This is a genomic window from Mycobacterium sp. 155 (genome assembly GCF_000373905.1).
In the GTDB taxonomy this organism is placed as follows: Bacteria; Actinomycetota; Actinomycetes; order Mycobacteriales; family Mycobacteriaceae; genus Mycobacterium.
Genome location: NZ_KB892705.1, coordinates 3,711,636 through 3,725,044 on the forward strand (window position 1 = coordinate 3,711,636; position 13,409 = coordinate 3,725,044).

At 65.0% G+C, this 13,409-nt stretch carries 8 protein-coding genes and 2 pseudogenes; 2 read left to right on the forward strand and 8 right to left on the reverse strand.

Going from position 1 to position 13,409, the window contains the following annotated elements:
* Positions 1–139: 139 nt before the first annotated feature.
* From B133_RS24680 to B133_RS0117700, 8 genes and pseudogenes are all read right to left on the reverse strand, one after another.
* Positions 140–448 (reverse strand): annotated as a pseudogene (locus B133_RS24680) (HNH endonuclease signature motif containing protein); the annotation flags it as partial.
* Positions 449–554: 106 nt separating this feature from the next.
* Positions 555–1,991: a group II intron reverse transcriptase/maturase gene (ltrA, locus tag B133_RS0117670; protein WP_018601686.1), complete on the reverse strand. Its 1,437-nt coding sequence runs from the start codon at positions 1,989–1,991 to the stop codon at positions 555–557.
* A 617-nt stretch (positions 1,992–2,608) separates the two neighbouring features.
* Positions 2,609–3,605: pseudogene (locus B133_RS22985) on the reverse strand (DUF222 domain-containing protein); the annotation flags it as partial.
* Positions 3,606–3,689: 84 nt separating this feature from the next.
* Positions 3,690–4,073, reverse strand: a complete 384-nt coding sequence (locus tag B133_RS0117680) for a hypothetical protein (RefSeq protein ID WP_026256561.1) — start codon at positions 4,071–4,073, stop codon at positions 3,690–3,692.
* A gap of 21 nt (positions 4,074–4,094) precedes the next feature.
* Entirely contained in the window at positions 4,095–7,511 is a 3,417-nt protein-coding gene (locus B133_RS0117685) for an ATP-binding protein (protein ID WP_036419379.1), read from the reverse strand.
* The gene (locus B133_RS0117690) at positions 7,495–8,166 is read right to left on the reverse strand and encodes a DUF4194 domain-containing protein (protein WP_018602919.1); all 672 of its coding nucleotides are present in this window, start codon (positions 8,164–8,166) and stop codon (positions 7,495–7,497) included. Before B133_RS0117690 ends, B133_RS0117685 begins: the two co-directional genes overlap by 17 nt.
* 60 nt (positions 8,167–8,226) lie before the next feature.
* Positions 8,227–9,684 carry a DUF3375 domain-containing protein gene (locus tag B133_RS0117695; protein ID WP_198291086.1) on the reverse strand — a complete coding sequence of 486 codons (1,458 nt, stop codon included), beginning with the start codon at positions 9,682–9,684 and terminating at the stop codon, positions 8,227–8,229.
* A gap of 113 nt (positions 9,685–9,797) precedes the next feature.
* Positions 9,798–12,041 carry an NADP-dependent isocitrate dehydrogenase gene (locus tag B133_RS0117700; RefSeq protein WP_018602921.1) on the reverse strand — a complete coding sequence of 748 codons (2,244 nt, stop codon included), beginning with the start codon at positions 12,039–12,041 and terminating at the stop codon, positions 9,798–9,800.
* A 495-nt stretch (positions 12,042–12,536) separates the two neighbouring features.
* Here B133_RS0117700 and B133_RS0117705 point away from each other — a divergent pair, with 495 nt between their 5' ends.
* Both B133_RS0117705 and B133_RS0117710 read left to right on the forward strand, forming a co-directional pair.
* Positions 12,537–12,878 (forward strand): helix-turn-helix transcriptional regulator, encoded by a 342-nt coding sequence (locus B133_RS0117705; protein WP_018602922.1) that lies wholly within the window; start codon positions 12,537–12,539, stop codon positions 12,876–12,878.
* A gap of 3 nt (positions 12,879–12,881) precedes the next feature.
* Positions 12,882–13,367, forward strand: coding sequence for an SRPBCC domain-containing protein (locus B133_RS0117710; protein WP_018602924.1), 486 nt, complete (start codon positions 12,882–12,884; stop codon positions 13,365–13,367).
* Positions 13,368–13,409: the final 42 nt, after the last annotated feature.

Below are 13,409 nucleotides of genomic sequence, written 5' to 3' on the forward strand. Positions count from 1 at the left end.
TTCGGCTTTGCCGGGGAGCGCCGTGCGCCGTCCGGCCGGCCTTCGCCGCGTGCTTTTGGCGTGCACAGTCAGCCTCACTTGGTTCGTACCACCGAATCGACAGACCTGAGTCAGGCGCGAATTCGTTTGGTGGCCATCGTCAGCCAACCCAGCTCGGCGGCTCTAGCGACTTCGTCGACGGTGGGGGTGGTTGGGGTTGGAAGGGTTGGTACCACCACCAGTTGGCGCGTTCGCCGGTGGGGCCGGGGCAGGGTGGGACGTCGGGTGGGGGTGTGGTTGGTGGCCGGGCCAGGGACCCTGCACTGAGTCGTCGCCCGGCGGCATCGGTGACGATGAGTCGGTCAGCCGGTCCGGTGATGGTGACACCCCCGCGATGGTGCAGTCGGTGATGATATGGGCATACCAACACCAGATTGTCCAGGTCGGTGCGCCCGCCGTCCTCCCAGTAGGCGTCGGCGGCGGGCGTAGTGTCTGAGCTTGTCGCTCAGGCTATTTCCCGCCGCCGCGCCCCCGAACCGGACGTGCGACTCTCATCGCATCCGGCTCTCCGTAGGTCAAGCTGGGACGACGATAGGTGTTGCCCAGGGTGTCGGGATCTTCGAGCCCCGGTAGCGATAGCGCTGGATGCTCATCGTGGTGGGGTTGTAGAGCCGAACACCGTTGTACTGCGGCCAGCGGCGCACGTGGTACTGGGCCCAGAGGGCCCGTTTGCCGGTGCGGGGATGTTTGTGCAGCAGCCAGCTCCACACCCGCCACCACATGTAGTTGGCGATGTGGGAGTAGGCCCGGCTGGCTGAACTGTGCCGGAAGTACTGGGCCCAACCGCGGACCATCCGGCTCAGTTGCCCGAACAGCTGATCGGCGGGTTGGTGGGTAATCCGTTTGGTCACCGTCTTGAGCTTGCGTCGCATCGTCTGCAGCGAGGTGCGCGACGGGTAGCTGTAGACGTATGCCCGGTTGCTTCCCCGCTGGATATGCCGCTGGATGCGGAATCCCAGAAAGTCGAAGCCCTCGTCGATATGCACGACCTGCGTCTTGGCCGGGGCCAACCGCAGCCCCATCGGTGCCAGCAGATCGGTCATGTCCTCCCACAGTTGTTCGGCGTGCCCGCGTTGGCCAAAGACCAGAACCACGAAGTCATCGGCGTATCGCACGAGGTGATACGTCGCTCCGCCGTGCTGGCGATGGGTCCTGCGGGCCGATCCGTGCCGGTGGGCCGCCCAGCGATTGTCGAAGTGGTCATCGATAACCGACAGAGCGATGTTGGCCAGCAGCGGCGAGAGGATGCCGCCCTGGGGAGTTCCGGTGTAGGTGTCATAGGTGGTGCCGTCGGTGCCGAGCACTCCGGCCTTCAGGAATGCCTTCACCAACCCCAGGATGCGTTTATCGCCGATCCGACCACGTATCCGGTGCAGCAGGGCAGTGTGGTCGATTTCGTCGAAACACGCTGCGATGTCGGCTTCGAACACCCACTCATAACCACGGTGAGCGAACATCCGAATGTCCTCGATCGCGTCCTGAGCCCGTCGCTGCGGCCGGAACCCGTAACTCGAATCGGAGAAATCCGTTTCGAATATCGGTTCCAGCACCAGCTTCAGCGACGCCTGTACCACCCGATCGGCCACGGTCGGGATACCCAACTTGCGGACCTTGCCGCTGGCTTTGGGTATCTCGACTCGCCGCACCGGTACCGGTCGAAACATGCCGGAGCGCAATGCGTCCCGCAACTGTTCGAGGAACCCGACGACACCATCGGCACTAGCCTCAATGCCGCGGGCGGTGCGTTTATCGATCCCCGCACTGCGGGCACCGGTGTTCTCCCGGACCCGTGCCCACGCTACCGCGAGGAAACACGGGTCCGCCACGAGGTTGAACAGATCGTCGAACCGACGACCACGATCGGCCATCGCCCAACAGTGCAGTTTGGTCTGCATCCTCAGTACCCGCTGGGCCGCCACGGACGGCAACTCCAGCGCGGCACCGATATTCATCGGTGCATCTTCTGACATGGCAATCTCCGTATTCTGCGTGTCCTACTGCCGCCCTTCCCGATGTGACCGGCTTTCCCGGCCTCGCAGTACTACGGCGGCTCCGCCCCATCCCAGTGCCCTCGGTGGGCATCGACACCTACCCGCCGCACCCCTGGCCGGGACGCGGGAAGGGAAGCACCCGAATGGTTCCCGTGTTCACATGTATCCGATTGGTGAGGCCGGCACCCAGCTTTACCCCGATGGCCCCGGTAGGTACGCCACAGACAATTCCCCACCGGCTGCTGCCCACCCCTGGCCGGGACAGGCAACGGACGCGTCCGATACACCACTTCCGCGTGCACCACAACACCGGTCCGATATCCGCCAGATTTGCAGACCGGTTCCACCTAACGAGGATTCCGACACTGGTTCCTCACGTATGCCCTCTCACCTTGCTCACCACGCGCCATGTCATCTGGCAGTACTGACCCGCCGTGGTTTTGTCAGGGCCGCTTGCCACCGAATCCCTCTCGATCCCTACGAGATTCAGCTGCCCTCAGCTTTCATCCGACCGCTGTGACGGCCGAACATCGGAGGTCTCTCACCTCCGATCGGAATACACGCGCCTCACGGCGCACATGCTGCAGGTGATGAGCGTGCAGACCGCGGGTGGCGCCGCAGCCGGGCACCACACAGCACCGATCCCGATGCCTCCAACACCCGGCGCAACCGGCGACTGACCTGCCGCGTACTACGCCCCGCACCGATCACCCGCCCGTGCCGTTCAAACCACACCTCACAGCTCGCATCACAGGACAGGAAGCGGCGTTCCTCATCGGACAACACCGGCCCGAGGTGCAGTGAGGCGACCGGTTTCGCACCGTCGCGGTCGAGGTCGACGTGCACCACCACCGTGGTGTGCTGCCCATGTGGGCGGCGCGCCACGTCGGTGTCCCAGCCGGCCTCGATCAGGCTCATCAATGCATCCACGGTGCCGGGGAACGGCGGTGCCTGCTCCGATGCCTGGTCGGCATCCTCGTGGTCACGCTTCCACTGCGCGATCAACGCGTCGTGATGCGACTGCATCGCAGCATCGACTGTCGCTGCCTCGTCGCGCGGCAGGGTGATCCGGTAGGTCGTGCAGTCGTCGTGAACCTCTTTGCGGAACGCGCGTTTGGGATCCGGTTCGGGATCTGGATCAGGGGCGGGGCGGGGTTCGAGTTTGACCGCCGTACGCAACTGGGCAACAGTGGCCACCGCCGCCAACTCCGCATAATGCGCATCGGAACCGTCGGCGGCGCGTTCGGCGATCACCCCCACCTGATCCAGCGACAACCGGCCCTCCCGCATCCCTTCGGCGCAGAGTGGGAACCCCTCGAGGCGGCGTGCGACTGCCACCATTGTTTCGGCGTTGTGCGGGGTGACACCGGTCTTCCAGGCCACCAAAGCTGTGATCGATCGGGCGCCGGTGGCGCCGCACAATTCGTCGCGCTCCAACTCGGCGACGATCTCCACCAGCCGCCCGTCGATGGCGTTGCGTTGCCCACACAGTTCGGCCACCTCATCGAACAACTCTTCCGTCCGCCGCGCAGGGCTCAGCGCGTCAGCATCGAAAGGTGTTGCGCCCGATGGCATGCCCCCATTATTGCAGTCAGGTCCGACAAGTTCCGGGCGATGGACAGTGCGAAGACCACAAGGCTCACCGAACCGAATCCCAAGTTAGTACAAGCCACTTGGGCGGCGTCCGGGTTGGCCCACTGCACCGGATCGCGGCTGGTGGAGTTGTGCGGGTTGACCATGAAACGGTGCCGCTCGAACAGCGGCCCGATGGTTTCGGGAGCGCGGAAATGCTTCCCCCGTACGAGAAATGGTGCGGACCAGCTCCATTACGAAGCGCTCGGGCGGCGGAAAGGCCGACCCGTCGGGACTGTCGAACGGACCTGACATTGTACGGCTGTGCCAGTCCTCGGTCTGCGGATCACCACCATCGCGGTCGAGCCTGGCCACCACGTTGTAGAGGCTGTTGCCCCACTGGCTAAACGCGACGAAATTGTGGAAGCACTCGAAGACGATCTTCTGCGTGACGTCGCGGTAGGCCAGCACCGCGTTGAAGCTGGCGGAATATCACACGGGTTCCGGCACCTTCAGTTCCCGCCGCAGGGCGCTGAAATCGCTGATGGTCTTGGTGGCAACGGTCGCGACGGGACGTGCGTTGCGTCCGGTCGCCTCGGTCTTGGACACCATCACCACACCGTCGATGTAGGGCTCGATGGTGGTGGCGTTCTGCACGGTGGCCACGATCACCAGCTGGAAGCCGAACTTGCGGAACGCTTCGAGCGCCTGTGCGGCGAACTGCGGGTCGGACTTCGAGAACGCCTCGTCCAGCATCAGCTGCGCGAAAACCGGTGTGTTGTCCCCGCTGTCGGGGCTGGCGAGGTTGAAGCTCAGTGCGCCGGCCAGGCAGAACGCCATGAGCTTCTCTTGCTCGCCACCGGAGTTGTCACCAGCGTTGCTGTGCGTACGGATGAGCTCGTCGGTGCGAACGTCCCACTCCGCGCAGTCGAACATGAACCGGTTGCGCACGTCGAGCGCATCTCGGGTCCAGGCGCGATCCTCAGGAGTGTTGCTGGCCAACCGGTTTCGCAACCGCAAGATGTCGGCATACTGATCCAGGATCGCCTTTTTATCACCGAGGCCCACCTCCGCGATGCGCCGCGAGATGGCCTTGACGATGTCGGTCAGCTCCGATACCGCAGCCAAGCTGCGCGGAGTGGCCCGCAGCGTCAACCGGGTGCCGCGGTTGAATTCGACCGCGCCCAGCCCCGTGTTCACCCGCGCGATCTGGTCGCTGATCCGCCGGGTCTCCTGCTCGGCCACGCGGTGCAGCGTCAGGATCGCGTCAGGGGCCTGCTCGGTGATGAGCCGCATCATGCGCTCGTAGGCGTCGGGCAGCTCGCGTTCATCGATGTGGCGGCACACCGCGACGTAATCATGCACGCGTTCGTCGAAGTCATCCGAGTCGTTCGGAATCGCGTCGGGAAACGATGCATCGAAAGTCGCGATGATGCGGGCCAATTCGTCGTATGAACGCCTGCGGCTTTCGGTCAGCTGGTCGCGTTCGCGGCGGATCGCGCTGAACAGTGCCTCTCGGTGTGGCTCGGGATTGAGCAGTTCCAGTTCTACGGGGATCTCGGCGGCATACCGGTGCAGCAGTTCGCTGATGGGCTCCGACACGACGGCGGGCGCGAGCCGGTCCAGCAGTTCCAGCAGGCGGGTGCGACGCCCGTCCAACTCGTCGCGACGCGTCTGGATCGCCCCGCGCCGGGTCATCAGAGTCTGGATGTCCCTCCAGATCGCCTCGGCCCGCGCGCTGAGCGCCTCGATGTCCGGGTGGTCGGCCAGCAGCAGCTCGTACTGTTCGCGCAGCCGATCCGCGTGCCCATCGGCGGTCTCGGTGTCGATCTGGCTCCACTGCGGGAACTGCTCGTAGATCGCCTTGCAGGCCGCCGCCTGATCGCGCCACTGCTGCCGTTGTGCCGCAATCGCATCCGCGGCATGGCGGGCCTGGCGGAAGGCTTCCTCGGCCTCGGTCAGCTCGGCGGTCAGCGCGTCAAGCTTGGCCGCGATGTCGCCCTGGTAGATGTATTCCGAAGGTTTGATCGGGCGGCGGTCGTCCTTGATGGCCAACCGGTCGGAATCCTTGTACAGGCCCGTGTCGGTGACGGCGCGCCGGAACCGTGCGAACACATCGGGGGTGTCGACGCAGATGTGGTCACCGGCGGCGGCGATCACATCGACCGCCTCAGGCGCGCACGGGTGTGCCGGGTCGACGATAAACAGCTTGCCCGCCAGCGTTTGCGAGGAGCCGGAGGCGGATCGCGCAGATCCGGTGTTCGGCTCGGCTTGCCGCCCCGTGGCGGTGACGCGGACGTGATGCAGCGCGAGCCGGCCGCGCATGTTGGTCTCGTTGACGAACCGCAACACCCTGGCGTAGTGCTGATCCGGCACCAGCAGTCGCAGACCCACCGGTCGCAGCACCTTCTCCACCGCCAGCCGCCAGCGCGCCTCCTCGGGACGCAGGTCCAGCAGCTCGGCTACGTAGGGCAGCTCCTCCGGATCGATACCGACAGCGGTGCAAATGTTTTCGCGCATGACGACAGCAGACTCGGGTACCGCCGAACCCACGTGCTCGACGCGCTTGAGTTCCTTGGCGGCGTTGTCGCGCACGATGCGGGCCGACTTCTGGGCATACTCGGCGTCGGTCGACGCGTCACGTCCCCATTCCAGCTTGCCGAGCATCTCGGTGGCCTGCCGGGTCAGTTCCTCACGCAGATTCCAGAACTCGTCGGCCGACTCGGGAGGCTCGATTCCCTGGGCGGTCACCAGATCCTCGTACGCCGCGCGGCGTCGTGAGACCTCCTCTGCCTGCGCTTCAGCCGCGGTCACCTGCGCCTGCAGCGGGCCGACGTTGGTGCTGGCTCCGCTGATCTGCGCGTTGAGCGAATCCCCTTCAGCTTTGGCCAGATTGAGCTGGCGGGTCAGATCGGCATGCTCGTTGTCGAGCTGTGTGACGTTCGCGTCGAGCGTCTCGATCTGGGCGGGGCATTGCTTGAGCCGGACATGGTCGGTATAGGCCCGCACCATCGGCTGGTCCACCAGATCGATGATGCCCAGATCCGAGGATTCCGACGCGTAGCGCACCTGGATGGCCTCGATATCGCCGAGGATCTTACGCTTGCGCTGGGCGACGGCCAGCAGCTCTCGAGCCTCGACCAGCGGGTCGATCTGCTTGAGCGCCTCAGGCAGCCGGGCCAGGCTGTCCGGTTCGTCGAGCATGAATTCACTCACGAACTGTTCCAGTCCGCCAACGCTTTTCAGCGACTTGGCCTTGCCGAGCAGCTGCTGCGCGGCATCCGACGCCCGGATCCCGATAGCGGCGTACAACTGGGCCAGGTACTGCGATTCCACCTTGGTGGTGAATCGCCAGCCGCTATATTTCCCGTCGCTTCGCTCGCCCCGGATGTCCTTGAACACACCGGTGTCGAAACGTCCTGCGGCCCAACGGTTGCAGACCTCCTCGATGTCGAGGTCACCGTCGCCGAGGACGTAGCGACTCGACGAGTCCGAGCGAGACTCCCCGGTGAGCCACTTGAGCACCAGGCCGGTGATCGTGCGCCCGGTGTTGCTGCGGTATGTCACGCCGACTGCAGACCAGGTGGTCCCGTCACCCCGCAGGTACATCACCTGACTGGCCCCGCCGTCGCTGCGCTGGCCCCACGCGCCGCGCACGTACTTGTCGACGGTGCGCCGACCGGCGCTGGACCCCGCCGCGGTGTTGTCACCCGAGGCGTTGAAGTTGCGCCGGTTGAACGGCAAGAACCCTAGTGAAATCGCGTCCAGCAGTGAGGATTTGCCGCTGCCGGAGGCGCCTGCGATGAGCGATCCGCCGGAGCTGAACGGGATCGAGTGGTAACCGTCGAACACACCCCAGTTGATGATCTGCAGCCGGGAAAGGTGGAACTGCTCAGTCGCGGATGGCATCGTCAGCACCCCCGTTCAGCAGAGCTTCGAACTGCTGCTGCAGTTCGGTGATCACCGAGGCCGTCATGATGGCGCTGATGACCGGGCTGACGGTGTAGCTGTCCTCGTCGTCGCGCGTCTTGCGCAGAATGTCCAGGCCGGCCAGCCGGGCGATGGCCGCGTCGATACGCGCGGTGAACGTGACGGTGTCCCGGTCGGTGTCGTTGAGCACCCCGGAGAACAGGCCGTGGACCTCGTCGCGGGTGATCAGGAAGCTCTGGTCGCCGCCGGCACGCATCATCTGTGCCAGGTGCAGCGCCAGGATCGAATCATAGGTGCCCAGCGGTTCACGTCGTAACAGCTTGACGCCCTTGGCAGATTCGTAACGGGCCTGCTCGATGAAGGCGATCCCGATGTCATCGACGATGCGCAACTGCAGGTCGAGTTCCGAGAGCCGGACCGCGAGATCTGCGCGGTACTCCTTGACCCAGCTGTACACGTCGGTGTCGGATTCGTTGCTGATGTAGCGCCGCGTCAACAAGTTTTGCAGGGCCCAGCAGGCGCGGTCGGGCATGGCGCTGACGTCGCCGTCGAAACGGGGCCGACGCTGCTGCGGGGCCCGGCCGTTTCGGTCGACCTCGGGCAGTGACGCGAAATCGATAGGTGTGTCGGTCATATCGGCTCCTCGCGCAAGCGCTCGTCGGTCATATCGGCTCCTCGCGCAAGCGCTCGTCGGTCACGACGCCGATCCCAGGATCGGTTCGGTGAACATGAGGTGCGGCACCTCCATCTCGCGGTCCCTGCCGTCCAGGGACTGGAATCTCACGGTGGTAGACGCCGGGGCTGTTCCTGAAGCGCCGGCCGATCGCGGTTGCTTGAGTGCCCACGACCACAGCACGATGACGTGGCCCAGGTAGGCCGAGTCCAGCATGCTCACCGCATCTGGCAGGGACACCGGGGCCCGCCGCAGCGCGGTGTTGATCATCTCCGACATGGCCGGTGCGTCGACCTGGGTGCTCAGCGCGGCGAAACTCGACAGATCTAGCTCCCCTTCGGCCATCTGTGCGGGCTTGGGCGCGGACAGATCGTTGATCCGAAAGCTCAGGGCACCAATCGAACTGATGGTGTGCCGGGCCAGCGGCACGTCGAGGTCCAGGCGCGAATCGGTCAGCGACACCTTCAGCAGCGCGCGAGCGGCACCGATCGCGTCGTTGAGCTGGCGGGCCACTCCGCGGCTCTGCTCCAGCGTGCCGAACGCGGTGAATCGCTTGACTCGTTGTGCGCAGCGCTGCTGGATGCGTTCCACCTCGTCGATCTGATGCCCCACCAACTCGAAGAACTCGGCCATCACCTTGCGCAACGCCGGGTCGAGCTCGGGCAGTGTGGCTGCGACGGTGGAGATGTCGGCCTCCAACTCCGTGCGCTGCTGCGGATCGTTGATCATCCGCAGGAAGGCCCGATGCGAGTCCCGCCCCGCCGAATCCCAGGCTGCCTGGTAGTCGGCGTACATCTGGCGTTGCCGGTCCCGATAGTCGGCGTTGCTGTCGATCGGATCGTCGAGCTCGGCGGTGGCCTGCTCGATCATGCTGCCGTACAAGCCGATGTCGGTGATCAGCCGTTCCATCTGCATCGCGATGGCACGCGCCTCGTCGTACATGGCGGTGACATCGGGATCCGGCCGCAATCCGGCGTCGAGCTCGGCGAGCTCGGCGTGCAGGACCGCGATCTCCGCCTCGATACCGGCCCGGATCTGGTCGGGATCGTTGCCGACGCGCACGGCGACCTGCCTGAGCCGCGACGCGATCCCGTTGATCGATCCGCCGGTTGCGATGGTGTCGTTGCGGCGCACGCCCCGGACGAAGTCCAGCGCCCGGCGCGCGTCCTGGGTCAGATAGCAGACATTGCGCTCGTGGCCGGTTCGGGTCTCGGTCACCCGGTGCAGCCAGCCCTGACTGGCCCAGCTCTTGATGAGGGTCAGCCCGGCCTGCTCGGATTCGCCGAGTTCGGCCAGGTCACGCTCGAGGCGTACCACCAGGTCGGCCTCGGCCACCGTGCCACCGGAGAGGTGGCGCTCCATCAACGTCGCGTACACGCCGAGGTTGAGGGTGGCCAGCAGCCGGACCGCGCGCGAGCCTTGAACATCACGGTTGAGTTCGAGTAACTCGGCGGCCGGCAGCGCCGCGTTGTCCTCCAACGTGATCTCTCCCCCATGTCGTTCGCTGGACGGTCCAAGATAGGCCACAGGACCGACATCGGGCGAAATCGGGGTTGGGTGGCGCTGGTCAGGCCCGTGGGGCCGCAGACGCCCTAATTGCTCCTCACGTCCGCAGCCAGCGTCGAGTTGAACGTCTTGCTCGGCCGCATCACCGCAGCCGTCTTCTCGCTGTCCGCGGCGTAGTAGCCACCGATGTCGACCGGCTGGCCCTGCACCGCTGCCAGCTCGGTGACGATGGCCTCCTCGTTCTGGGCCAACGCCTTGGCCAGCGGCTCGAAATGCTTGGCCAGCTCGGGATCGTCGGTCTGGGCCGCGAGTTCCTCCGCCCAGTACATGGCCAGATAGAACTGGCTGCCGCGGTTGTCGAGTTCGCCGGTCCTGCGCGACGGGCTCTTGTCGTTGTCGAGCAGCTTGCCTGTCGCGGCATCCAGGGTCTTTGCCAGGATCACGGCCCTCTTGTTGCCGGACTTGTTACCGAGGTCCTCCAGGCTCGCGCCCAGGGCCAGGAACTCGCCGAGCGAATCCCAGCGCAGGTGGTTCTCCTCGACCAGTTGGTGCACATGCTTGGGTGCCGAACCGCCCGCACCAGTTTCGTACAACCCGCCGCCGGCCATCAGCGGCACAATCGAGAGCATCTTGGCGCTGGTGCCGAGCTCCAGGATCGGGAACAGGTCGGTGAGGTAGTCGCGCAGGATGTTGCCGGTCGCCGCGATAGTGTCCTGGCCCCGCATCGCCCGTTCGATGGTGTGCCGCATCGCGCGTTCCTGCGACATGATCTGGATGTCGAGGCCCTCGGTGTCGTGGTCCTTGAGGTATCGGTTGACCTTCTTGCGCAACTCGGCCTCGTGCGGACGCTCCTGGTCCAGCCAGAACACCACCGGCATGCCGGACAGCCGCGCCCGGTTGACGGCCAGCTTGACCCAGTCCTGGATCGGCAGATCCTTCACGATCGGCATGCGCCAGATGTCACCGACCTCGACGTTCTGGGTCAACAGCACCTCGCCGGTGTCGTTGTCGACGATGTTGGCGACGCCGTCCGCGGGGATTTCGAACGTCTTGTCGTGGCTGCCGTACTCCTCGGCCTTCTGCGCCATCAAGCCGACATTGGGCACGGTGCCCATCGTCGTCGGATCGAACTGGCCGTGCGTCTTACAGAAGTTGATCATCTCCTGGTAGATCCGGGAGAAGGTGGACTCCGGGTTGACCGCCTTGGTGTCCTTGGTGCGGCCGTCGGCGCCGTACATCTTGCCGCCGAGCCGGATCATCGCCGGCATCGAGGCGTCAACGATGACATCGCTGGGCGAATGGAAGTTCGAGATGCCCTTGGCCGAATCCACCATGGCCAGCTCGGGCCGATGCTCGTGGCAGGCGTGCAGGTCGCGGATGATCTCCTCGTGCTGCGAGGCGGGCAGCGACTCGATCTTGGCGTAGAGATCGGAGAGCCCGTTGTTGACGTTGACGCCCAGCTCGTCGAAGAGCTTCTGGTGCTTGGCGAAGGCGTCCTTGTAGAAGATCTTGACGGCGTGGCCGAACACGATCGGATGGCTGACCTTCATCATGGTGGCTTTGACGTGCAGCGAGAACATGACGCCGGTCTTGTAAGCGTCCTGCATCTGCTCTTCGTAGAAGTCGCAGAGGGCCTTGCGGCTCATGAACATACTGTCGATGATGTCGCCCGCGTCGAGCGCGACCTCGGGCTTCAATACGATGACCCGGCCGTCGGTGGTGACGAGTTCCATGCGTACGTTGTGCGCCTTGTCGAGCGTCAGCGACTTCTCGCCGTGGTAGAAGTCGCCGTGCTTCATGGTGGCCACGTGGGTCCGGGAGGCCTGCGACCATTCCCCCATGCTGTGCGGGTGTTTGCGGGCGTACTCCTTGACCGCCTTGGGTGCGCGACGGTCCGAGTTGCCTTCGCGCAGCACCGGATTGACCGCGCTGCCGAGGACCTTCGAGTACCGCGCGCGGATGGCCTTTTCCTCGTCGGTCTTCGGGTCCCCCGGATAGTCCGGCACCGCGAAGCCTTTCCCCTGCAGCTCCTTGACGGCCGCCGTCAGCTGCGGGACCGAGGCGCTGATGTTGGGCAGCTTGATGATGTTCGTGTCCGGAAGCTGCGTCAGCCGCCCCAGCTCGGCCAGGTTGTCCGGGACACGCTGGTCCTCGGTCAGGTAGTCACCGAACTCGGCGAGGATGCGGGCCGCCACCGAGATGTCACTGGTCTCGACGTTGATGCCGGCCGGATCGGTGAACGCGCGGATGATCGGCAGGAAGGCGTACGTCGCGAGCAGCGGCGCCTCATCGGTGAGCGTGTAGATGATGGTCGGCTTCTGCGAGCTCATTCTCTGCGTCTCCTGGCGTCACGAAGTCACGGCGGCTATCAGTATCAGGTCGAATACGACACTACGTGCGGCTATGCGGGCCGTATACATGTGCCCAGCGATCCCGGTTACGTTCCCCGTCCGGGCGAGCGGCACACGGTTTGCCCGGCCGCCTCCTCGAAACCGACGCCATGGTCGTGAACCGGCAGCGAGCACAGCCCTCATGTAGATCTCGGCTATTTCTGGTGCATGGCAATCCAGAGTCCGACGCGCTCTGGGACCCACTTGTGGCGACTCTCGGGCGCGACGACGTCGATCGCGGCAGCACAAGGTCCCCAGATGGGCCGGGCAGCCGCGCGAGCCGGCGCGTAGCGCGGCTGCGCTCAACCGCTTCTGGGAAACACCGGTTTAGCGGGCCCAGCCACTTATGTTGTGGCCCAACATAATCCAGTGATGGAAGATTCTTTCCCGTCAGAGACTTGACAACATACAACCATATGGTTGTACGTTGTAGGGGTGACCGAGTACAACGAGGACCGGACAGACGCCCTGTTCCACGCGCTGTCCGATCGCACCCGGCGCGACATCATGCGCCGGGTAATGGCAAGGGAGCACTCGGTTTCCACGCTCGCGGCGAAGTACGACATGAGCTTCGCGGCGGTGCAGAAGCACGTCGCCGTGCTGGAGCGGGCCGGCCTGCTCACCAAGCGACGCAGCGGTCGAGAACAGCTGGCCAACGGCGACGTGGCCGCGGTGCGGTCGGTGGCGTCCATGCTCACCGAGCTGGAGCAGGTGTGGCGTGGTCGCATCGCACGCATCGACGAATTGATCGTATCCGATACGCCCCAGGAGGACTGAACCATGCCCGTGACCGACGTCCAGCACGATCTCGACAACCTGACCCTGACCATCACGGCCGAGTTCGCCGCACCCGTGCAGCGCATCTGGCAGATCTACGCCGATCCGCGTCAACTGGAGAAGGTGTGGGGACCACCGACGTATCCCGCGACCGTGGTCGACCATGACCTCACGCCCGGTGGCCGCGTGACGTACTTCATGACCGGCCCCGAGGGCGACAAGCATGCCGGGTACTGGGAAATCACGGCTGTCGACGAACCGGTGAGTTTCTCCTTCGTCGACGGTTTCGCCGATCTGGACTTCACCCCGAATCCCGAGATGCCGGTGTGCACGAACGTCTACGCCTTCAGCGAGCACGACGGCGGAACCCGCGCGGTCTATATGAGCACCTTCGCCTCTGCCGAGGCCCTTCAGCAGCTGTTGGAGATGGGCGTCGTCGAAGGCGCCTCCGCAGCGATCGGACAGATCGACGACCTCGTCGCGTCCTGACCGCCAGCGGTACCTCACTACGTAACGTCCATGGCGTATACG

Coding starts and splice junctions, on each gene's coding strand:
- ltrA (WP_018601686.1), bottom strand. CDS start 1,991: ATGAATATCGGTGCCGCGCTGGAGTTGCCGTCCGTGGCGGCCCAGCGG.
- B133_RS0117685 (WP_036419379.1), bottom strand. CDS start 7,511: ATGCCATCCGCGACTGAGCAGTTCCACCTTTCCCGGCTGCAGATCATC.
- B133_RS0117690 (WP_018602919.1), bottom strand. CDS start 8,166: ATGACCGACACACCTATCGATTTCGCGTCACTGCCCGAGGTCGACCGA.
- B133_RS0117700 (WP_018602921.1), bottom strand. CDS start 12,041: ATGAGCTCGCAGAAGCCGACCATCATCTACACGCTCACCGATGAGGCG.
- B133_RS0117710 (WP_018602924.1), top strand. CDS start 12,882: ATGCCCGTGACCGACGTCCAGCACGATCTCGACAACCTGACCCTGACC.